Source organism: Comamonas sp. CMM02 (assembly GCF_014851485.1).
GTDB classification, from domain to species: Bacteria; Pseudomonadota; Gammaproteobacteria; order Burkholderiales; family Burkholderiaceae_C; genus Comamonas; species Comamonas avium.
Window position 1 is genome coordinate 224,665 of the sequence record NZ_JACUZW010000002.1, and the last position, 19,629, is coordinate 244,293.

Genomic DNA, 19,629 nt, shown 5'->3' on the forward strand with positions numbered 1-19,629 from the left:
CCTCTGGTTCCGTTAGGCGGAATCACCCAATGCCGTGCACAGGCGCTGTACCTGTGCTTCAAGAGCGGTCACGCGCGCTTCCAGGGTTTCAATGCGCGATGCATCTGTGCATGGACCTACTGTGGCATTGCTACCACTGTGTACGGGCACAACGGGGGTGCCGCACAGCAAATGCGCCCAGCGTGCTTCCCGGGCACCGGGGGCCTTGGGCTGCAACTGCACCAGTGCACCGCCTTTTTCTTCACTGCGCTCTTGCAGCTCTTCTAGAAAAGCTTCCACTGATCCGGTGTCGGCAAAACGGTGCCAGCGCTCGGCGTTGGTGCGCAGTTCGGCTGCGGTTTGTGGGCCACGCAGCATCAGCAGCCCCAGCAGGGCGCTGGCCTGGCTGGGCACGCCCAGCACGCGTTCAAAGTTGTGCTCCCAGCGCATGGCGCGCTGGCCGCTGACTTCCATCACCAGATGGCGGTCACGCAGACTGTCCAGCGTGGCCAGAATGTCCGCATCGCTCAGCTGCATCACTGGGTCACGGCTGGTTTTCTGGTTACAACCGCTGGCCAAGCTGTTGAGTGTCATGGGGTAGCTGTCTGGCACGGTGCGCGCTTTCTCCATGAGGGTGGCAAGCACACGTGCTTCAGTCGGAGACAGGGGATGGTTCTGATGGTCGAAGGTCATGGCAGGGATAATTGCGGCGCAATGAAAAACATCGTGATTTTGATCTCTGGCGGCGGATCCAATATGGCTGCCATTGTGAAGGCAGCCAAACAGCAGGACTGGGAGCGCCGCTATGGCGCTCGTGTGGCGGCTGTCGTGAGTAACAAGGCGGATGCACAGGGCTTGGTTTTTGCCAAGGACCACGGCATTGCCACCGAGGTGTTGAACCACAAGCAGTTTGAAAGCCGTGAGGCTTTTGATGCCCAACTGGCGCAGGTGGTAGACCGCTACACCCCCACGCTGGTGGTGCTGGCCGGCTTCATGCGTATTCTGACGCCGGGCTTTGTGCAGCACTTTGAAGGCCGAATGGTCAACATCCACCCCTCATTGCTGCCAGCCTTTACAGGTTTGCATACCCACCAGCGGGCGATTGATGCGGGCTGCAAGTTTGCCGGCTGCAGTGTGCATGGCGTGACGGCCGAGCTGGATGTGGGCCCCATTCTGGATCAGGCCGCCGTTCCTGTTTTGCCAGACGATACTGCACAGACACTGGCCGCGCGCGTGCTTACACAAGAGCATGTGATCTATCCGCGCGCCGTAGCAGCTTTCCTGCAAAAGCACTGAGTAAGCGGCTCAGGCCTGGCCCATGGCGGTGCCCAGGGCGGGGTTGCCCGCTGCACTGACTTGCGTAGCTGCGCTGTGCATGTCTGCTTCACTGCGGTTTTGGCTGAGTTTGAACTTGGCCTCAACGCGTTGCACGGCAATTTCAATGCCGACGATGTTCGCAATCAGGCTTTCCAGGTGCTCGGGTGGCGTGTCTTTGATCTTCCATGGGCCCGCAGCATGGGGCAGTGCATGGTGGGTGCGCTGCTCGTGGGTGCGTGTGAGCTTGCCAATGGCTGCCAGTAGCCATTTTTTGTCATCGTGCAGGCGCACCGTTCCGTGGATGTGCACCACGCGGTAATTCCAGGTGGGCACCAGTTTGTGGTGTTCGTGTTTGCTGGGGTACCAGTTGGGCGAGATATAGCCTTGTTCCGCCTGAAAAATCACCAGCACCTGCGTACCGTCCTGCAGTTGTGTACATAGCGGATTGGCGCGGGCGACATGGCCAATCAGCCGCGCAGGCGCTTGATCTGGCGTTTCCAGCTCCCATGGAATGTGATTTGCATCCAGACCACTGGCATGTGCATGCACCAGCGCACCCAGAGGATGGGTGCGAATCAGATGGAAAGCGTCTGCATCGCTGGCATGAAAGTGGGCAGGTGTGTACATAGTGGTTCGTGGGTAACAAGCGGGTTCATCATGCCAAAGTAGCGCAGGTTGGCAGCAGTCTCAGACAGACCTTGGTCAGGCGATATCTGTCTTGGCAAAGCGTGGCTGGGCCACACCATCTATCACCACTGTTGCATTGAACATGGCTGCCGGGCGCACCCACAGCCCGCGTTCGCCATACAGGGCGCGGTACAACGTCAGCGGCTCCAGTGTTTCGCTGTGACGCACTGTGTCGATCACTTCGTACAGCATGCCCTTGTAGTGACGGTACAGGCCGGGCGGGGTGGTAATCAAGGGGGGTAGATTTTCGTCAGACATAGAGGGTTTGTAAAAAAGAGAGCTGCCAGCGCTTTTTGGCATTGAGTTGGCAGCGTAAAAGACTTTGATCGCAAGGGTTGCACTGTGCGTCAGCAATGATTTTGCACAGCCGCAGCAGCCAGCGCGCCACCGGGATTTGTGCGCAGTGGGACAATACAGGCTATGCATCCCAAAGCCCTTCTGGACGCTTGCTCCGAACTGGTCAAGCTGACCCTCCAATTCCAACACCCGGCCGACTCCGTGGTGTCCCGTTATTTTCGCGACCATCGCAACCTGGGGCCGCGCGAGCGCGCCACGCTGGCTGAGACCGCGTACACGGTGCTGCGCAAAAAGACCTTGTTTGAATCGCTGGCCCGCTCTGGCTCCGGCCCTAAAGAACGCCGTCTGGCCATCTTGGGTTTTCACGGCCCCCGGAATTTCTTGAAAAGCGCGTTGAGCGAGCAAGAAATCAAGTGGGTGGACGAGTGCGATGCCATCAAGCCCGAAGAGCTGATGCCCCAGCACCGCCATAACCTGCCCCAGTGGATGGCCGATGCCCTGCAAGCCCAGGTGGGTGACCAATTTGAAGCATTGGCCGCCAGCATGCTGGAAATTGCCCCGCTGGACCTGCGTGTCAATGCCTTGAATGCCAAGCGCGAAGCCGTGCAGAAAGAGCTGGCCAAGGCTGGCATCAAGGCTGTGCCCACGCCGTACTCGCCGTGGGGCCTGCGCATTGATGAAAAGCCTGCGCTGACCCGTCTGGAAGCCTTTCAGGAAGGCCGCATCGAGGTGCAAGACGAAGGCTCGCAGCTGCTGGCTTTGTTGCTGGATGCCAAGCGTGGCGAAATGGTGGTGGATTTTTGTGCTGGCGCGGGCGGTAAAACGCTGGCCATTGGTGCCCAAATGCGCAACACAGGTCGCCTGTATGCGTTTGACGTATCCGCCCACCGTCTGGAGGCATTGAAACCCCGTCTGGCACGCAGTGGTCTGTCGAACGTGCACCCCGCAGCTCTGGCGCACGAGCGCGATGAGCGGGTCAAACGCCTGTCCGGCAAGATTGACCGGGTACTGGTGGATGCCCCTTGCTCGGGCCTGGGCACCTTGCGCCGCAACCCTGACTTGAAGTGGCGCCAGGACCAGACGGCTATTGCCGAGCTGACTGCCAAGCAAACGGCCATCCTGGCCAGCGCTGCGCGCATGGTGAAGTCCGGCGGTCGCTTGGTGTACGCCACCTGCTCCGTGCTGCCTGAAGAAAATGAGCTGATTGCGCAAGCGTTTCAGCAAGCGAACCCCGACTTCGTGCCTCTGGATGCAGGCGAAACGCTGGCCCAACTCAAGGTCGATAACGCCGCCAGCCTTTGCGCCGGTGGCGAAACAGGCACGCAGTACGTGCGTCTGTGGCCCCATGCTCATCAAACCGACGGTTTCTTTGCAGCCGCATGGCAACGTAAGTAAGGCTTTCCAAAGTTTTGACAGTGCTGGCGTACCGGCGCTGCCACTGCTGCAAGCAGTCCATAGCCCCATAGCCGCAAGCTAATGGGGCTTTTTTGTAGCTGCTGACACACTCAAGAAGAATGGGCTGTTCAGCGTTAAAAGTGCATTTCTCGCCTGGATTTCCAGCATTTTCTTAATTTTTACTGCGGGCAATACTTGGCAAGCTCCGGGGGGGCTTGCATCTTCGTACCATGTCGGCATGACAATCCAATACGAAAACCTCGCCACACTGGATTTGTGGACCGACTTTTTCAAAGTTACCCCCCATGAACTGCCTGAGCGGCAGATGCGCGCACGCCGCATGAGCGGGTTCATCCGCGGTACGGCAGAGCCTGTGGCCGAAGCTGCCAGCTTGGAGCCCAGCAATGCTGTAACGCCTGCCGTGGATACCGCAGTCGACGCGGGCACTGAAGAGCTTCCCGTGGGCAAAAAAGCTGCACCCCGTGTGATTCGGGAGTGGGTGCCTGCCCAATGGGGCTTTGTGCCGAACGCCTCCAAATCGCTCTCCGATGCCCGGCTGCGATCCATCAAACTGCAGGAAGCACGCAACGAAACCGTGAGCACCACGCAAGCTTTTCGTGATGCGTGGCTGGCGGGGCAGCGCTGCATCATTCCCATGCAGGCGTTTTATGAAGACGATATGCGCAGCGGAAAAAAAGCCATTCCTACACGTATTGCGCGCGTGGATGGCCAGCCGATGGGCGTGGCAGGGGTGTGGAATAGCTGGAAAGATCCTGAAACAGGCCAAGAGCTGATGAGCTACGCGCTGTTGACTATTAATGCCAACAGCCATGCCCTGATGCGCCGTTACGGCCATGAAGGCAGTGAAAAGCGCATGCCGGCCATTTTGGGTGAGGGCACGTACGACGCTTGGTTGACAGCTCGCCAAGACAAAGCGCGCGAATTCATGCGGGCCTATCCCGCTAACTGGATGCTGGCCAATCCGGTGGAGAACAAACAAGATAAAAAGCCAAAGGGATGGCTGGATTGATTATTGCGATAACTGCTGGTGTTTGCTGAGTGGGCGTCAGACGTTGATTTAATTCTTTTTTTGCTGCTGCAAGTTGTGTGGCAGGAGGCGGCTCGTCGCACCCGCTGGAGAATCACTCTCTTATCGCGCTCAAGTAGTAGCCAACGAAGCGCTGTGGAAGTCCTTCGATGGACATTGCTATGCACCTGTGGCGCTTCGCTCAGACAGCTGCGATGAGTTAGTCGGCTAGCGCAGCAGCCCCGTATGGCGCTACGCTGGTGTGCCTGCAAGTTGCGCCAGCATGCTGCATAGATGGGGGTGGTCGCTGTCCGATTGCTTTGACAGGCGTGTGCGCTTGTAGCTGCCGTGCTGTATCTGGAAAGCAGAAAAGCCTGTTGCAATGCTTTAGCAGCAGGCTTTTGTTTTTGATAGCTGTCAGTGCTTTCAAGATGGGTGTTAGAGGCTGATTTGACTTTGCCTCTGGAGGCTGAATAAGGGGGTATCCAGAGAGGAATTACGTAAAACTCTTTTCAGCGCCACGCATTCGCGTGCCCATGGCATACGCAAGCGTTGCATATGCCATGGGTGACCTTCGAATCTCTGGCGACTGTTTGAGCAATGTCGTAAGTCCTGCCATCCATTGCTCGGTTGCAGCTCAGGGTGGATAAGAAGGTTTTAAATGTTGCTTACACAACGTCTGAAGGTAATAGGGCCCTAAAACCTGCAAAGACTTAAGCGGGTACAGCTTCGTCCAGCAGCGCATCTACTGCTGCATGCGCTGCCAGTGTTTGCGCACAGGAATCTGCCGCTTCCTCGCCCTTTTTGACAAAGTGCGCGTGGAAAAAGCCCAGTAAATCCTCGGAAGGCTGGAAGTTGTGGGGTGTCAAGGCCACCGAGAAAACAGGCACACCGGTGTCCAGTTGCACACGCATCAGGCCGTCGACCACGGCGGCTGAAACGAACTCGTGGTGGTAGATGCCTCCGTTGACGATCACTGCGCAGCCAATGACTGCGTCAAACTTGCCGGAGGCGGCCAGTTTCTGCGCCATCAGCGGGATCTCGAAGGCACCAGGCACTTCAACCTGGTGAATGCGGGCAGGTGCGGCGCCAAGCTGTTGCAGGCGCAGTGCGGCAGCGTCACGGGCCTGGTGCACCACATCGGTGTGCCAGTTGGCACTGATGATGGCGATACGGGCTTGTGCCAATGCGGCATTGGAGGAAGTTTTGGTCATGGTCTGATTCATGGGATGTGTCTTTCAAAGACGTGCAACAAATGAATCAGGGCGCGCGAAGGCAGGCACAGCACAAAACAGGACGTGCAGGCGCACGTCCAGCCGTGGGCTGGAGAACAGGTCTTCACGTTTCTCTTTCATCCGGACTGTGACCGTCGGCTCTGGATTTGCACCAGATCTGCTGACCTTGGATGGCAGAGCCATCCAAGCGCTCGCGGGCTTGCAGCTAAAGCTGCTTACCGCCGGTGGGGAATTTCACCCCGCCCTGAGAACGTATGTCGCCCATCTTTCGATGAGGCGACAAAACAGATTGTAGAACGATGGCAGTGCGTCTGCAGTCGCCATGGCCTGACAAGAGATGAAAAGGGTTAGCGCAGCAAGCGGCGGGGCCAGACGCGGGTGATGCCAGCGTGCAGGCGGAGCCACCAAGGGGTTGTGGTGCTGGCAATACCTGCTTTCATCGCTGCTGGAGCTGGGTAGTAACGCAGTTGTCCTGAACTTTGCAGCGCGGTCACTTGCGCAGTCAGCATGCACGGCGCACGCCAGCTTTGACCGGAGTGCAGGCGTATCTGCAGGTTGGGCGTGCCTTCAATGCCACTCATGGGGGAGGTGCTCAGCAGTAGTGGGCCGTGGATGCAGAACAGTTCATCACCACGGGCAAGCATTAAGGCATGGCTGTGACCGGTGGTCAGTCGCAGGGAGGTGGAAAGGGGGAGGTGCTGTGTCAGGGTGTTCATACAGAGCTGCAATCAGGCAAAACAGACGGATTAGCTTAGGGATGAACCCTTGGTCTCACCAGACACAGAGATCGCCTTGTTGCACCGCAGCAGTGCAAGAAGTTGGCAGCCTGTTCTGGTCTCTGTGTGATCTATCTGTATCTGTTGCACAACAGAAGCCTAGGGCATGATGGACGCCTCCTGTGTTTGCTTGGCAATGAGACCCATGTTGACTTCTGTATCGACGGCTTCGCGCCCCCTGTACCGCCGATTGGCGGCTGAATACGTGCAGGCCATGGGTCTTGGAACGCTGCAGTTGGGGGAGAAGATGCCCTCGGTGCGCGAATTGATGCGGCGCCATCAAGTCAGTCTCTCCACTGCTTTGCAGGTGTTGCGTTATCTGGAAGAGCAAGGCTATCTGGAGGCCAAACCCCGAGTCGGCTACTTTGTGCGTGATGCACGCACGCCGTTAAGTGGCAGCCTGGCGTTGACCAGTGAGCCAGATTTAAGTCAGCCCGTGCAGCCCAATGCTCAAGCCCACTTCGTGGGGATCAATGAGCATATTTCGTTGCTGCTGGAGCGAGGACGGCAGGCGCAGGTGGACCTGGATGTTGGAGGCTGCACACCGCCTGCTGCGCTGTTCGATCACCGTTATCTGAACCAGCTGGTGGCGCGCCTGTTGCGGGAGCAGCCGACCTTGCTGGTGCAGGGGCGCTCCTTGCTGGCCAATCAGGGTAACCATCCGGTGTTTCAGCAAGCCATGGCAAGGCGGGCTTTGGCCACTGGCATTCGGGTGGCCCCTGCAGATGTACTGGCAACCACTGGCAATTCGGAGGCAGTGAGCCTGGCGCTGGCTGCGGTAGCTGTGCCGGGAGATATGGTGGCAGTGGAATCGCCGACTTACTATGGTTTGCTGCAGGTGGTGGAGTCGCTCCAGCTGCAGACCCTGGAGATTCCGTGCAGCCCGCGCACGGGGTTGTCGATCGAGGCCCTGGAGCTGGCTTTTCAAACCCAGCCCCGGCTGAAGGCCGTGGTCGTGGTGCCGGAGCTGCAGATGCCTTTGGGTACTCGCATGCCCGATGCGCACAAGGCGCGGCTGGTTGCGCTGTGCACGCGCTACGGGGCAGCCTTGATTGAGGATGACTCTTACGGGCTGTTTGTAGAGGGTGCGCAACCGGTCAAGCCGTTGAAAGCGTGGGACAGTGGTCTGGGGCAGGTCATTTACTGCCAGGCCTTTAACAAAAGCCTTGCGCCTGGCTTGCGTCAGGGCTGGATGAATGGTGGTCAATGGCATGGACGGGTGCAAATGCTCAAATTTGCGCAAAGTCGCAACACCCAGACATTGGGCCAACTGGTGGTGGCCGAGGTGTTAGGGTCACCCACGCACCAGCGCAGTTTGGAGCGTTTGAAAATGCAGCTGAAAAATCAGCGCGAGTCGATGGCCCGTCTGGTTGCGCGTACTTTCCCTGTGGGAACCCGTATGAGCTTGCCTGCTGGTGGTTTGTGCCTGTGGGTTGAGCTGCCAGATGGTTTCTCTAGTGCTGCCTTGTTTGGGCAGGCGCTGGAGCAAGGCATCCGGATTGCTCCGGGCAGCATGTTTTCCAACTCCGGGCGCTATGAGCATTGCCTGCGTTTGGCCTGCACACAGCCGGTCGATGCAGTGATGGAGCAAGCCATGCAACTGCTGGGTAGCATGGCTTGCGCACAGTTGGGACAAGCGCCGCGTTCCTGAGGGGGAGCTAAACGGCGAGCAACAAAAAACCGCCAGAGCTTGCGCAGTGGCGGTTTTATTGTCCGAAGAAACGGCTGAATTACTTCAGCTTGGTTTCCTTGTACTCGACGTGCTTGCGAGCCTTGGGATCGAACTTGGTGATCGACATCTTTTCAGGCATCGTCTTCTTGTTCTTGGTTGTGGTGTAGAAGTGACCTGTACCGGCAGTAGAAGCCAGCTTAATCTTTTCGCGTCCGCCTTTGGAAGCCATGTTGATTCTCCTTCAGTGGAAATTAAGCTTGGCCACGGGCGCGCATGTCTGCGAGCACGGAGTCGATGCCGTTCTTGTCGATCAAACGCAGAGCAGCGCTGGAAACGCGCAAACGCACCCAGCGGTTTTCTGTTTCAACCCAGAAACGACGGTACTGCAGGTTAGGCAGGAAACGACGCTTGGTCTTGTTGTTGGCGTGGGAAACGTTGTTGCCCACCATGGGCTTCTTGCCCGTAACTTCACATACGCGTGCCATTTGGACACTCCGATATTTGAAACGGTCACCGACGCCGGATCTTTGCAGATACAAAGATGTGTCGATAACCTCACCTCGCCAGATAAAGGGTGGCGGTAGCCCAAATTTGTTACAGCAGGCGCAGTGAAAAACACCGTCCAATTGCAGCAAAGCCAGCGATTATACGGGCTTTGTGAAAAAAGGCGGGGCATGGCAGGGTTTTAGCCTCCAATACCCCTTGCAGTGGCAGTTTATTGATCCAGGAAACGCTGGGCATCCAGCGCTGCCATACAGCCTGTGCCTGCGCTGGTGATGGCTTGGCGGTACACGTGGTCCTGTACGTCACCAGCAGCAAATACGCCGGGTACGCTGGTTTGGGTGGCAAACCCCTTGTGACCGCCTTGCGTGACGATGTAGCCGTTTTCCATGGTCAGTTGACCCTGGAAAATCTCTGTGTTGGGGGCATGGCCGATGGCAATAAAACAGCCTTGCAGAGCCACATCTTCACTGTGCCCGTCCTTTGTGCTTTTGATGCGGATGCCGGTTACGCCGGATTGATCGCCCAGGACCTCTTCCAGTGTGAAATGGGTCTTGAGTTCAATTTTTCCTTCCTTGACCTTTTCCATCATGCGGTCGACCAAGATGGGCTCAGCCGTGAATTTGTCGCGGCGGTGCACCACAGTGACTTTGCTGGCGATGTTGGACAGGTACAGCGCTTCTTCTACTGCAGTGTTACCACCGCCCACGACGCATACAGGCTGGTCACGGTAGAAGAAGCCGTCGCACGTTGCGCAGCCTGAAACGCCACGACCCATGAAGGCTTCTTCGGAGGGCAGTCCCAAGTACTTGGCAGAAGCACCTGTGGCAATGATCAAGCTGTCGCAGGTGTAAGTGCCGCTGTCACCGGTGAGTGTGAACGGACGTTTGGACAGGTCCACACTGTGAATGTGGTCAAACACAAGCTGGGCCTTAAAGCGTTCTGCATGCTCCATGAAGCGCTGCATCAGCTCCGGGCCTTGCACGCCATTGACGTCTGCGGGCCAGTTGTCCACTTCGGTTGTGGTCATCAACTGGCCACCTTGGGCCATGCCTGTGACCAGCATGGGGCTGAGATTGGCGCGTGCGGCGTAGATGGCGGCGGTGTAGCCGGCAGGGCCGGAACCCAGAATCAATACTTTGGCGTGTTGGTTGGTGGACATCGTTGCTTTTCTTTGGAAGCTGCCACAGCAGTGTGGCAGTACGGTGGACTACTCTGTCGGCCAATGAATCACTGCCGACGCTTGCACGGGTCGATTGATCATTGTAGAAAGCTGGCGGAACCCTTGTCACTCATCGGATGTTGCAAGTGCTTGCATTGGTGTTTGCAACCGTTTGTTGGAGAGTGGTGGGCCTAAGGTAAGCTTCCGCCTGCGTATGACTTATTCCTCGAATGCCTTGAATGCAAATTCCGCTAAAACAGTGCCCCGTAATGGTTTGGCACGGTTTGGTCATGAAATTTGCCTGATCGCTGGCTCGCTTGGCCTGTTTTTCTGGCTGCTGGCGATGCTCAGTTACTCCAGCATGGACCCTGCATGGTCTACCTCAGGTAGTAACGATGTGGCGCTGATGAACAACTGGATGGGGCGCCTGGGTGCCTTGATAGCCGATGCGTGCTACTTCGGTTTCGGCCTGTCTGTCTGGTGGCTGGTGCTGCTGGCTGCCTACACCTTGGCGCGCTCATCTTTGCGCTGGGTGCGTGGCCAAAGCATGCTGGACACTCCTTTGAAAGAGCGCTTGCAGTGGTGGGCTGGTGTTTTTTTGCTGGTGGGTGTGAGTTGCGCACTGGAATGGTCGCGCCTGTATCGCTTTGAATCGTTTTTACCCGGACATGCCGGGGGGGTGGTGGGCTACTCTCTGGGTTTGGGGGGCGTCCGCTGGCTGGGCTTTACAGGCTCAGGCCTGATTGGCATTGTGCTGATGGTGCTGGCCATGGCCTTGGTGTTTCGTTTTTCATGGGGCAAAGCGGCCGAAAAACTGGGTGCTCGTATCGAAGGGCTGGTGCGCCTTAGTCAGCAAAATCGTGAAAAAGGCAAAGATGTGGCGCAAGGCCGCAAGGCTGCTCAAGAGCGTGCCAAGGTGGTGGAAGAAGAGCGCATTGAAATTGAAGAGACCCACCATGAGCCCGTACTGATCGTGACGCCGCAGGCAGCACCTGCAGTGCCCAGTGAGCGTGTTCTGAAAGAGCGCCAAAAGCCTTTGTTTCAAGACTCTCAAATGCACGAAAGTGGGCTGCCGCAGGTAGATTTGCTGGATGCACCGCTTGCCAAACAGGAGAGCGTCTCGCCCGATACGCTGGAGATGACCAGCCGTCTGATTGAGAAAAAGCTCAAAGACTTTGGCGTGGAAGTGCGTGTGGTGCAGGCCACGCCGGGCCCGGTGGTCACTCGCTATGAGATTGAGCCGGCCACGGGCGTGAAGGGCTCACAAGTGGTGAACCTGGGTAAGGACCTGGCGCGTTCACTGTCGCTGATATCGGTGCGGGTGATCGAGACCATTCCCGGGAAAAACTACATGGCCTTGGAATTGCCCAACGCCAAGCGCCAGTCCATCCGGCTGTCAGAGGTGCTGGGCTCTCAGGTCTATCACGAGGCCAAGAGCATGTTGACGATGGGTCTGGGCAAAGACATTGAAGGCAAGCCCGTGGTTGCCGATCTGGCCAAAATGCCCCACGTGCTGGTGGCGGGAACAACGGGCTCAGGTAAGTCGGTGGGTATCAACGCCATGATTTTGTCGCTGCTGTACAAGGCAGAGGCCAAGGATGTGCGCCTCTTGATGATTGACCCCAAGATGCTGGAAATGTCCGTTTACGAAGGCATTCCGCACTTGCTGAGCCCTGTGGTGACGGATATGAAGCAGGCTGCCAATGGCCTGAACTGGTGTGTGGCCGAGATGGAGCGCCGCTACAAACTGATGAGTAAGCTGGGTGTGCGCAACTTGGCGGGCTACAACACGAAGATTGGTGAAGCCAAGGTCAAGGGTGAAATTATTGGTAACCCCTTCAGCCTTACGCCAGAAGCGCCTGAGCCGCTGGATCGCCTGCCGCATATTGTTATCGTGATTGATGAGCTGGCCGACCTGATGATGGTGGTTGGCAAGAAGATTGAAGAGCTGATTGCCCGCCTGGCGCAAAAGGCGCGCGCTGCTGGCATTCATCTGATTTTGGCCACCCAGCGGCCCAGCGTGGATGTGATTACAGGCCTGATCAAGGCCAACATTCCGACACGAATCGCTTTTCAGGTGTCATCCAAAATTGATAGCCGAACCGTTCTAGATCAAATGGGGGCGGAAAGCCTGCTGGGCATGGGGGACATGCTTTACATGGCCAGCGGCACAGGCTTGCCTATCCGTGTGCACGGTGCCTTTGTGTCAGACGATGAAGTACATCGTGTGGTGAGTTATTTGAAGGAACAAGGCGAGCCCGATTACATCGAAGGAGTACTTGAGGCGGCAACGTCGGAAGATGGTGGCGCTGATGGTGATGGTGGTGACGGGGGCGAAAAAGACCCGATGTACGACCAAGCGGTGGAAATTGTTTTGAAGGACCGCAAGGCGAGTATTTCGTATGTGCAGCGCAAATTGCGCATCGGCTACAACCGCTCGGCCAATCTGCTCGAGCAGATGGAGGCAGCAGGTTTGGTGAGTTCGCTCACCAGCAGTGGTCAGCGAGAAGTACTGGTGCCAGCGCGTCCGGAGTAAAGAGGCGGGACATAAGTTCGCGCCTCCAGCATGAGGTGGGCGCAAGTCCATGCCTTGAAAGGAATATCTGGATGAAAAAGACTTTAGGTGTATGCGCAGTGTTGGCGGCCTTGCCCTTGGCTGCATGGGCTGATGGGCTGCAAAGCTTGGAGCAATTCATGCGCAATGCCAAAGCGGGTCAGGCGCAATTTACGCAGACGGTAACAGCGCCAGCCAAAGAGGGGCAGCCTGTGCGCTCCAAAACCAGCAGCGGTGATTTTTCGTTCCAACGCCCGGGTCAGTTCAAGTTTGTCTATACCAAGCCGTTTGAACAAACCATTGTGGCGGATGGCAAAACGGTGTGGCTGTACGACGTGGATTTGAATCAGGTGACGCAACGTAACCAAGCGCAGGCGCTGGGTAGTACACCTGCGGCTATTTTGGCGTCAGCCAATGACTTGGCGAGCCTGAAAAAGGACTTCACACTCAAGGCAGCTGCGGATGCCGACGGTCTGCAGTGGGTGGAGGCAACGCCCAAATCAGCCGATGGCCAGCTTAAGAATGTACGCGTAGGGTTTCAGGGTGAGAGCCTGGCTGCGATGGACATCCTGGACGGTTTTGGGCAGCGTTCGGTGATTCGCTTTCAAAATCTGAAAGTGCTGCCTGCGCTGCCTGCTGCGAACTTCAAATTTGAAGTGCCCATGGGGGCAGATGTCATGACGCAATAAGCGCGATGGCGCTCCATTAAAAAAGCCCCGCTGGCCGTAGGTCAGTGGGGCTTTTTTATGAAGGTGCGTTTAAGCGCGTGCGATAGCCGGCAGTGGGCGGATACGGTCCAGCGTACCAGCGACGACCAAAACCATGCTCACGGGGAGCAGCCAGCCCAGACCCATGGCGCTGCCAGGCATTGCATCAAGCATGGCGGGCACGATCTGGGTAAAACCTGTGGCCTTGATGGCATCCACAATGCCAAATAACAGGGCCACGCTCATGACAGGAATGAATACGCGAGATGGATGCTTCCACAGCTTGGACAGCAGGCCCAGAGCGATCAAGGCAATCGCTACCGGATAAATGCACACCAGCACAGGGACAGCCACAGCGATCAGCTGTGCCAGGCCCTGGTTTGCTACGGCAGCACTGAACACCGACATCACAATCACCACGGTGCGGTACGGCACATTCAGCAACGCGCTGAAATAGGCAGAACAGGCGCTGACCAGGCCTACGCCTGTGGTCAAGCACGCCAGCAAAATGACGGCGGCCAGCAGCAAAATGCCACCGGTGCCAAAAGTGTGCTCGACGTAGGTGGTCAAGATTTGCACGCCACTGGCGTTGGGGTCAATCACGGAGCCGCTCATGGCGCCCAGATAAATCAGTGACAGGTAAACCAATCCCAACCCGACAGCGGCAATAGTGCCGGCAATGATGGTGTAGCGGGTGTGCAGGCGGGTGTCGGTCACTCCTGCGGCCTTGATGGAGGCCACAATCACAATGCCAAACACCAAAGAGGCAAGTGCATCCATGGTCTGGTAGCCCTGCAAGAAGCCTTGGGCCAAGGCTGCACCGGATGATGCGTACTCAGCGGCGGGTGTCGCGATGGCTCCGGCAGGTGCAACCACGGCTGCCCCTCCCAGAACGGCCAGCACGACGATGAGTGCGGGTGTTATGACCTTGCCGATGTTGTCCATCAGCTTGCCCGGAAAGAGCGACAGCATCATCACTAAAGCGAAGTAGCCGATGGTGAAAATCAGCAGTGCTTCAGGCGTGTTCCCGGTGAAGGGGGCCATGCCCACTTCAAAAGAAACCGTGGCTGTGCGCGGCGTAGCAAAGAAAGGACCAATGGTCAGGTAAATGGACAAGCCCATCAGTGTGCCGGCGGCACGGCCGATGGGGCTGGTCAGGGTGTCCAGGCCACCGCCTACGCGCGCCAACGCCACCACGCCAAGCAGGGGAAGGCCCACGCCGGTCAGCAAAAAGCCCAGCGCTGCCGACCACTGAAATTCACCAGCAGCCAGGCCCACGCTAGGAGGAAAGATGATGTTGCCTGCGCCCAAAAAGAGCGCAAAGGTCATGAAACCGAGGGCGACAATGTCCCGCGTTTTGAGTGTCTTCATGGGAAAAACCGAAATACCTCATTCACCGCAGCAAGGTCAGTGCACGCGGTAGGTGTGTTGCAAATCAAGGGATTGCGGAATCTAGTGGGTGCTCACTAATTACAAAATTCAGTGCAATCAGGATTTAGAAGCGTTGCCAAGCGTGGATTGCAGCGCCGGCAAGCGGTGTGGGGCATCGTACCGTTAAGCTTGTGGCTTGCTGGTCAGGTGATGCAGTCCTCAAAGGCGATGGGGGTAGCCATCGCACAAGAAGAGCATAGATCCGCTGAAGTACTTATTTTGCCGCATCTGAAGTTCTGTTATATGACCAAATCTCAAACAACCCTGAAAGGCGAAGTCGATTTGTCCAACGTCAATACAGGTGGCAATGCTGCACTGCACCAGCCGTTGCCAGAGCGTTTACGTCCACGCACTTTGGGTGAGGTCGTTGGGCAGCAGCATGTTCTGGGAGAAGGCATGCCTTTGCGGCTGGCTTTTGAATCCGGACGCCCGCACAGCTGCATTCTCTGGGGGCCACCTGGTGTGGGCAAAACCACCATCGCCCGGCTGATGGCCGATGCGTTTGATGCGCAGTTCATTGCCATCAGCGCCGTGCTGGGCGGTGTCAAAGATATTCGTGAAGCAGTAGAAAAAGCCGAAGCTGCACGCAGTGGCCTGATGCCGCAGCGCACGATCGTGTTTGTCGATGAGGTGCACCGTTTCAACAAAAGTCAGCAAGATGCCTTCTTGCCACACGTTGAGAGCGGGCTGTTCACCTTTATTGGTGCCACGACCGAAAATCCTTCGTTTGAGGTGAACTCGGCGCTGCTGTCTCGTGCTGCTGTGTATGTGCTGCAAAGCCTGACGCCTGAGGACTTGCAGAACATTGTGGCGAAAGCCCAGGCGATACATGCGGTTCCAGCGATAGAAGATGAGGCGGTTGAGCGTTTGATCGCCTATGCCGATGGCGATGCCCGCCGCTTGCTCAATACGCTGGAGACGCTGTCGATTACGGCCGAGCAGGCCAAGATCGAGGTGATGACCGATGCATGGCTGCTGCAAGTGCTGGGCGAGCGCATGCGGCGCTATGACAAAGGGGGCGAGCAGTTCTACGACACCATCAGCGCGCTGCACAAATCGGTGCGCGGCTCAGACCCCGATGCTGCACTTTATTGGCTGGTGCGCATGCTCGATGGTGGAGCTGATCCGCGCTACATGGCGCGGCGCATTGTGCGCATGGCATGGGAAGACATTGGCCTTGCAGATCCGCGCGCCATGCAAATGGCCAATGATGCCGCCGCCACCTATGAGCGATTGGGTAGCCCCGAGGGGGAGCTGGCCCTGGCGCAGGCCGTGATTTATCTGGCCGTAGCGCCCAAAAGCAATGCCGGCTACAAGGCCTACAACCAGATGAAGGCTCTGGTGAAGTCTGGCAGCACGCAGCCAGTGCCCATGCATTTGCGCAATGCACCCACCAAGATGATGAAAGATATGGACTGGGGCAAGGGCTACCGTTACGCCCACGATGAAGACGGCGGCTTCGCGGCAGGCGAGGATTACTTTCCTGATGGCATGGACAACCCCCATTTCTATCAGCCAGTAGCCCGGGGGATGGAGATCAAAATCGGAGAAAAGCTTGAGCGCTTGCGGCAGTTGAACGCGGCGGCAGCTGAGCGCCGCAAGTCCTAGAGGGTTTTTGGGTGGCGTGATTGTTGTTGCGCTGCAACAAACCGCAGGCAGGTTCGCAGCACGTTAAGGTTTTTTTACGATGGTTGACTGCAAAAGTCCAGATTCAGAGCGTGCGCTCACGTCCATTGGTTTTGTTACAAGTGATGTCACGAGACTGTCATAAAAATTTAATTAAATCTTCATGCCGTTGTCATGGAAAATCGCGGCAGCCAGCGGCGGCTGATGTGTTCAGCCGTTGCGTGCAAGTCTGGGCGATACGTGACGTAGCCCAAGCCTGTGCGGATTGACATCTGCTCTGGCACTGTGACCTGGCAAACAAGATTTTCTGCTGCCTGCGCGCTGTTCGCGTGTGGGCTGTTCAACTTTCACAAGCAATATCCTCTGAAGGGGCGCCCATGCTGTTTGGCAAGCTCTTGCCGCGCGAAGGCAATTTTTTCGAAATGTTCAATCAACACGCGGATCGCATTGTTGAAGCAGCCCGTGCGTTCTCGCAACTGGTGGCGAACTACAACGACCCGCACTTGCGCGACAAATACAACAGTGACGTGGACAACGCCGAGCGCGCTGCGGACCGCGTTACGCATGAAGTGAGCAAAACACTGCACCAGACCTTCATCACGCCGATTGACCGCGAACACATCCATAGCCTGATCAACAGCATGGATGATGTGGCCGACCTGATTCAGGACTCTGCCGAAGCCATGTCCCTGTACGACATTCGCAGCATGAACGATGAAATCCATCGTCTGGCCGACCTGAGTCTCAAGTGCTGCGAACGCCTGCGCGATGCCGTCAAGTTGCTTGACCATATTGCCGACCAAGCCACTGCTGAAGCGGCGCTGAAGACTTGCGAAGAAATCGACCGTCTGGAGTCGGACGCTGACCGTGTGCTGCGTGCTGCAATGAGCAAGCTGTTCCGCGAAGAGCACGATGTGCGTGAGCTGATCAAGCTCAAGGCCGTGTACGAGCTGATGGAAACCATCACCGACAAGTGCGAAGACGTGGCCAACATCATCGAGGGCATCGTCCTCGAGAACTCCTGATCGACCAGCACTGGGAATCCTGACCATGGAAACCGTACAAGCCGCCCTGTGGGTGGTCATTTTGCTGGTGGCAATGGCGCTGGTGTTTGACTTCATGAACGGGTTTCATGATGCCGCTAACTCCATCGCTACTGTTGTCTCTACTGGCGTGCTCAAGCCCGGGCAAGCCGTTTTGTTTGCCGCGTTCTTTAACGTCATTGCGATTTTTGTCTTTCACCTGAGTGTGGCTGCCACCGTGGGCAAGGGTATCGTGCAGTCTGAGGTGGTAGACACCCACGTGGTGTTCGGCGCACTGGCCGGCGCGATTGTCTGGAACCTGATCACCTGGTACTACGGCATTCCATCGAGCTCGTCGCATGCGCTGATTGGCGGCATTGTGGGTGCTGTGATTGCCAAGGCAGGCACCAGCTCGCTGATTGCCAGCGGCATCTTGAAGGTGGTGGCGTTCATTTTGATCTCGCCTTTGCTGGGCTTCCTGTTTGGCTCGCTGATGATGGTGATCGTCGCCTGGATCTGCCGTCGCTCGCGGCCCAGTAAGGTCGATAAGTGGTTCCGCCGTTTGCAGCTGGTGTCTGCCGGTGCCTACTCGCTGGGCCACGGTGGTAACGATGCGCAAAAGACCATCGGCATCATCTGGCTGTTGCTGGTGGCCACTGGCTACATGTCGAGCGAAGAGGCTGCGCCCCCCATGTGGGTCATTGTCAGCTGCTACGCCATGATTGGCCTGGGCACCATGATGGGTGGCTGGCGCATTGTGAAAACGATGGGCCAGAAGATCACCAAGCTCAAGCCGGTGGGTGGTTTCTGCGCCGAGTCAGGTGGTGCGTTCACGCTGTTTTTCGCAACGTTTCTGGGCGTTCCTGTGTCAACCACGCACACCATCACTGGTGCCATTGTTGGCGTCGGTTCAACGCAGCGCATGAGCGCTGTGCGTTGGGGCGTGGCGGGCAATATCGTGTGGGCCTGGATTTTGACCATTCCCGCCAGTGCGTTTGTGGCCGCTGTTGCTTACTGGGTGAGCCTGCAGCTTTATTAAGCCGCTGAGTAATAAATGAGCGCATAGCGCTTGAAAACAAAGGACTTCAAGGTGAAAACACTTTGAAGTCCTTTTTGTTTAAGCGCTGGATGCTCACTTATTAAAGAAAGCGTTTCATTGAGAAATCTTGCGTGCTTCTTCGATCTGGTACTCGAAGTAATGCTGAAAGCTATAGGCCAGGCTGGCCATCAGCACCGCTGCACCCACCATCAGTGACACCGCGATCGCAGCAATGGTGAACCAGTTGGTTGTGCCGGGGACTGCATTTTGCGGGGCCTGCGGGTTAAAGCGGCTGTTCCATCTTTCGGGGCTGCTCAGCCCATAAAGAATAGCCACCAGGGCGCAGCCGGTGATGGTGAAACCCAGCAGAGGAATCAGCACCCAGCTGAGCTGGTCGTCCTGCCCAAACTGCTGCACACGCTGAATGCCATACAGCCCCAGCGCTGTAGGGATGGGCAGCAGCCAGCCCAGGGTGTCACCCAGACCATACAGGTAAAACCGGTGCAAGCCCAAAGGCCCGCCGATGAATGCCAGCCACGCAGCAACCGTTTTGTTTTTCATGCACCCATTATTCGGGCGAGGTGCTGGTGCCTGCACCTAGGGACTTCTCCATCATCACTACGTCCAGCCAGCGGTCAAACTTCCAACCCACTCCGCGCAAGGTGCCCACATCGGCAAACCCCGCCGCACGGTGCACGCCGACAGAACCCGCATTGGTGCTGTCGCCAATGACCGCAATCAGTTTGCGCACGCCCAGGGCCTCGCACTCACGGCACAAAGCATCCAGCAGCAAGCGGCCAATGCCTTGCCCGCGTGCGTGTTCGGCCACGTAGATCGAGTCTTCCGCCGAAAACCGGTAGGCCGGGCGTGGTTTGAACCAGTTGGCGTAGGCATAGCCCAAAATGGTGCCGTCTTCTCCCTCGGCCACCAGCCAGGGCAGGTTTTTGCTCAGTACGTCCTGCATGCGGCCTGACATGTCTGCCACAGAAGGGGGATCGATTTCAAAAGTGCCGGTGCCATTGAGCACGTGGTGGCGGTAAATGGCGGTAATGGCCGGTATATCCAAAGGCTGGCTGGCGCGAAGAATGGGCATGGAAATCAGAAGCCTATATAATCTACGTTTTTCGACGTGTCGCTGGCCGGGTGGCCATGTCGCGTGTCTCAAACGTCGTGAAAATATTGCAGCAAATTTCGCTGCAACC

The 19,629-nt window shown here is 57.2% G+C and carries 20 protein-coding genes and 1 riboswitch; of the genes, 9 read left to right on the forward strand and 11 right to left on the reverse strand.

All coding sequences use genetic code 11. From position 1 onward, the window contains the following. Positions 1-12 precede the first annotated feature (12 nt). Positions 13-672, reverse strand: a complete 660-nt coding sequence (locus IB213_RS06180; RefSeq protein ID WP_191723202.1) for a YceH family protein — start codon at positions 670-672, stop codon at positions 13-15. Between the two features lie 21 nt (positions 673-693). Here IB213_RS06180 and purN point away from each other — a divergent pair, with 21 nt between their 5' ends. Continuing rightward, the gene (purN, locus tag IB213_RS06185) at positions 694-1,275 is read left to right on the forward strand and encodes a phosphoribosylglycinamide formyltransferase (protein WP_192405759.1); all 582 of its coding nucleotides are present in this window, start codon (positions 694-696) and stop codon (positions 1,273-1,275) included. Between the two features lie 9 nt (positions 1,276-1,284). Here the strand turns inward: purN and IB213_RS06190 are convergent, their stop codons facing one another. After that, the gene (locus IB213_RS06190; protein ID WP_192405760.1) at positions 1,285-1,923 is read right to left on the reverse strand and encodes an FMN-binding negative transcriptional regulator; all 639 of its coding nucleotides are present in this window, start codon (positions 1,921-1,923) and stop codon (positions 1,285-1,287) included. A gap of 75 nt (positions 1,924-1,998) precedes the next feature. Further along, positions 1,999-2,241 carry a DUF1653 domain-containing protein gene (locus IB213_RS06195; protein ID WP_192405761.1) on the reverse strand — a complete coding sequence of 81 codons (243 nt, stop codon included), beginning with the start codon at positions 2,239-2,241 and terminating at the stop codon, positions 1,999-2,001. Positions 2,242-2,403: 162 nt separating this feature from the next. On the opposite strand from IB213_RS06195, the gene IB213_RS06200 reads away from it, so the two are divergent. Beyond that, positions 2,404-3,675: an RsmB/NOP family class I SAM-dependent RNA methyltransferase gene (locus IB213_RS06200; RefSeq protein WP_191723198.1), complete on the forward strand. Its 1,272-nt coding sequence runs from the start codon at positions 2,404-2,406 to the stop codon at positions 3,673-3,675. A gap of 238 nt (positions 3,676-3,913) precedes the next feature. Beyond that, positions 3,914-4,705, forward strand: a complete 792-nt coding sequence (locus IB213_RS06205) for an SOS response-associated peptidase (protein WP_192405762.1) — start codon at positions 3,914-3,916, stop codon at positions 4,703-4,705. Positions 4,706-5,415: 710 nt separating this feature from the next. On the opposite strand, the gene IB213_RS06210 is transcribed toward IB213_RS06205, so the two are convergent. Beyond that, the gene (locus IB213_RS06210) at positions 5,416-5,928 is read right to left on the reverse strand and encodes a 6,7-dimethyl-8-ribityllumazine synthase (RefSeq protein ID WP_225214089.1); all 513 of its coding nucleotides are present in this window, start codon (positions 5,926-5,928) and stop codon (positions 5,416-5,418) included. Positions 5,929-6,040: 112 nt separating this feature from the next. After that, a riboswitch (FMN riboswitch) is annotated at positions 6,041-6,193 on the reverse strand. A gap of 91 nt (positions 6,194-6,284) precedes the next feature. After that, entirely contained in the window at positions 6,285-6,653 is a 369-nt protein-coding gene (locus IB213_RS06215) for a hypothetical protein (RefSeq protein ID WP_191723196.1), read from the reverse strand. A gap of 205 nt (positions 6,654-6,858) precedes the next feature. Here IB213_RS06215 and IB213_RS06220 point away from each other — a divergent pair, with 205 nt between their 5' ends. Continuing rightward, positions 6,859-8,364, forward strand: coding sequence for a PLP-dependent aminotransferase family protein (locus IB213_RS06220; protein WP_225561002.1), 1,506 nt, complete (start codon positions 6,859-6,861; stop codon positions 8,362-8,364). A 79-nt stretch (positions 8,365-8,443) separates the two neighbouring features. On the opposite strand, the gene rpmG is transcribed toward IB213_RS06220, so the two are convergent. The 3 genes from rpmG to trxB form a co-directional block, all read right to left on the reverse strand. Continuing rightward, positions 8,444-8,614 carry a 50S ribosomal protein L33 gene (rpmG, locus tag IB213_RS06225; RefSeq protein ID WP_191723194.1) on the reverse strand — a complete coding sequence of 57 codons (171 nt, stop codon included), beginning with the start codon at positions 8,612-8,614 and terminating at the stop codon, positions 8,444-8,446. 22 nt (positions 8,615-8,636) lie between these two features. Then, positions 8,637-8,870 carry a 50S ribosomal protein L28 gene (gene rpmB / locus IB213_RS06230; RefSeq protein WP_066539714.1) on the reverse strand — a complete coding sequence of 78 codons (234 nt, stop codon included), beginning with the start codon at positions 8,868-8,870 and terminating at the stop codon, positions 8,637-8,639. A gap of 230 nt (positions 8,871-9,100) precedes the next feature. Further along, on the reverse strand, positions 9,101-10,048 hold the full coding sequence (gene trxB, locus IB213_RS06235; RefSeq protein WP_191723193.1) for a thioredoxin-disulfide reductase: 948 nt from the start codon (positions 10,046-10,048) through the stop codon (positions 9,101-9,103). A gap of 214 nt (positions 10,049-10,262) precedes the next feature. Between trxB and IB213_RS06240 the strand changes: the two genes are divergently transcribed. Then, a complete protein-coding gene (locus IB213_RS06240) occupies positions 10,263-12,584 on the forward strand; it encodes a DNA translocase FtsK (protein WP_191723192.1) in 2,322 nt (773 codons plus the stop codon). A gap of 71 nt (positions 12,585-12,655) precedes the next feature. After that, complete coding sequence (gene lolA, locus IB213_RS06245) at positions 12,656-13,291, forward strand: outer membrane lipoprotein chaperone LolA (RefSeq protein ID WP_191723191.1); 636 nt, start codon at positions 12,656-12,658, stop codon at positions 13,289-13,291. Positions 13,292-13,360: 69 nt separating this feature from the next. On the opposite strand, the gene brnQ is transcribed toward lolA, so the two are convergent. Beyond that, complete coding sequence (brnQ, locus tag IB213_RS06250; RefSeq protein ID WP_191723190.1) at positions 13,361-14,680, reverse strand: branched-chain amino acid transport system II carrier protein; 1,320 nt, start codon at positions 14,678-14,680, stop codon at positions 13,361-13,363. Between the two features lie 303 nt (positions 14,681-14,983). Between brnQ and IB213_RS06255 the strand changes: the two genes are divergently transcribed. The 3 genes from IB213_RS06255 (at position 14,984) to IB213_RS06265 (ending at position 18,427) form a co-directional block, all read left to right on the forward strand. Further along, complete coding sequence (locus tag IB213_RS06255) at positions 14,984-16,348, forward strand: replication-associated recombination protein A (protein WP_191723189.1); 1,365 nt, start codon at positions 14,984-14,986, stop codon at positions 16,346-16,348. A 395-nt stretch (positions 16,349-16,743) separates the two neighbouring features. Beyond that, positions 16,744-17,391, forward strand: coding sequence for a DUF47 domain-containing protein (locus IB213_RS06260; protein ID WP_191723188.1), 648 nt, complete (start codon positions 16,744-16,746; stop codon positions 17,389-17,391). A gap of 25 nt (positions 17,392-17,416) precedes the next feature. Beyond that, positions 17,417-18,427, forward strand: a complete 1,011-nt coding sequence (locus IB213_RS06265; protein ID WP_191723187.1) for an inorganic phosphate transporter — start codon at positions 17,417-17,419, stop codon at positions 18,425-18,427. Positions 18,428-18,541: 114 nt separating this feature from the next. Here IB213_RS06265 and IB213_RS06270 read toward each other — a convergent pair whose 3' ends face one another. Beyond that, on the reverse strand, positions 18,542-18,988 hold the full coding sequence (locus IB213_RS06270) for a TM2 domain-containing protein (RefSeq protein WP_191723186.1): 447 nt from the start codon (positions 18,986-18,988) through the stop codon (positions 18,542-18,544). Positions 18,989-18,995: 7 nt separating this feature from the next. After that, the gene (locus tag IB213_RS06275) at positions 18,996-19,520 is read right to left on the reverse strand and encodes a GNAT family N-acetyltransferase (RefSeq protein WP_191723185.1); all 525 of its coding nucleotides are present in this window, start codon (positions 19,518-19,520) and stop codon (positions 18,996-18,998) included. Between the last annotated feature and the right edge of the window lie 109 nt (positions 19,521-19,629).

What these genes read in the sequence shown, in the direction of transcription:
- purN (WP_192405759.1), top strand. Translation starts at nt 694, where the DNA reads ATGAAAAACATCGTGATTTTGATCTCTGGCGGCGGATCCAATATGGCT.
- IB213_RS06210 (WP_225214089.1), bottom strand. Translation starts at nt 5,928, where the DNA reads ATGAATCAGACCATGACCAAAACTTCCTCCAATGCCGCATTGGCACAA.
- IB213_RS06205 (WP_192405762.1), top strand. Translation starts at nt 3,914, where the DNA reads ATGACAATCCAATACGAAAACCTCGCCACACTGGATTTGTGGACCGAC.
- lolA (WP_191723191.1), top strand. Translation starts at nt 12,656, where the DNA reads ATGAAAAAGACTTTAGGTGTATGCGCAGTGTTGGCGGCCTTGCCCTTG.
- IB213_RS06240 (WP_191723192.1), top strand. Translation starts at nt 10,263, where the DNA reads ATGACTTATTCCTCGAATGCCTTGAATGCAAATTCCGCTAAAACAGTG.
- IB213_RS06200 (WP_191723198.1), top strand. Translation starts at nt 2,404, where the DNA reads ATGCATCCCAAAGCCCTTCTGGACGCTTGCTCCGAACTGGTCAAGCTG.
- IB213_RS06260 (WP_191723188.1), top strand. Translation starts at nt 16,744, where the DNA reads ATGCTGTTTGGCAAGCTCTTGCCGCGCGAAGGCAATTTTTTCGAAATG.
- trxB (WP_191723193.1), bottom strand. Translation starts at nt 10,048, where the DNA reads ATGTCCACCAACCAACACGCCAAAGTATTGATTCTGGGTTCCGGCCCT.
- IB213_RS06180 (WP_191723202.1), bottom strand. Translation starts at nt 672, where the DNA reads ATGACCTTCGACCATCAGAACCATCCCCTGTCTCCGACTGAAGCACGT.
- IB213_RS06265 (WP_191723187.1), top strand. Translation starts at nt 17,417, where the DNA reads ATGGAAACCGTACAAGCCGCCCTGTGGGTGGTCATTTTGCTGGTGGCA.
- rpmG (WP_191723194.1), bottom strand. Translation starts at nt 8,614, where the DNA reads ATGGCTTCCAAAGGCGGACGCGAAAAGATTAAGCTGGCTTCTACTGCC.
- IB213_RS06275 (WP_191723185.1), bottom strand. Translation starts at nt 19,520, where the DNA reads ATGCCCATTCTTCGCGCCAGCCAGCCTTTGGATATACCGGCCATTACC.
- IB213_RS06215 (WP_191723196.1), bottom strand. Translation starts at nt 6,653, where the DNA reads ATGAACACCCTGACACAGCACCTCCCCCTTTCCACCTCCCTGCGACTG.
- brnQ (WP_191723190.1), bottom strand. Translation starts at nt 14,680, where the DNA reads ATGAAGACACTCAAAACGCGGGACATTGTCGCCCTCGGTTTCATGACC.
- IB213_RS06190 (WP_192405760.1), bottom strand. Translation starts at nt 1,923, where the DNA reads ATGTACACACCTGCCCACTTTCATGCCAGCGATGCAGACGCTTTCCAT.
- IB213_RS06195 (WP_192405761.1), bottom strand. Translation starts at nt 2,241, where the DNA reads ATGTCTGACGAAAATCTACCCCCCTTGATTACCACCCCGCCCGGCCTG.
- IB213_RS06270 (WP_191723186.1), bottom strand. Translation starts at nt 18,988, where the DNA reads ATGAAAAACAAAACGGTTGCTGCGTGGCTGGCATTCATCGGCGGGCCT.
- IB213_RS06255 (WP_191723189.1), top strand. Translation starts at nt 14,984, where the DNA reads ATGACCAAATCTCAAACAACCCTGAAAGGCGAAGTCGATTTGTCCAAC.
- rpmB (WP_066539714.1), bottom strand. Translation starts at nt 8,870, where the DNA reads ATGGCACGCGTATGTGAAGTTACGGGCAAGAAGCCCATGGTGGGCAAC.
- IB213_RS06220 (WP_225561002.1), top strand. Translation starts at nt 6,859, where the DNA reads ATGTTGACTTCTGTATCGACGGCTTCGCGCCCCCTGTACCGCCGATTG.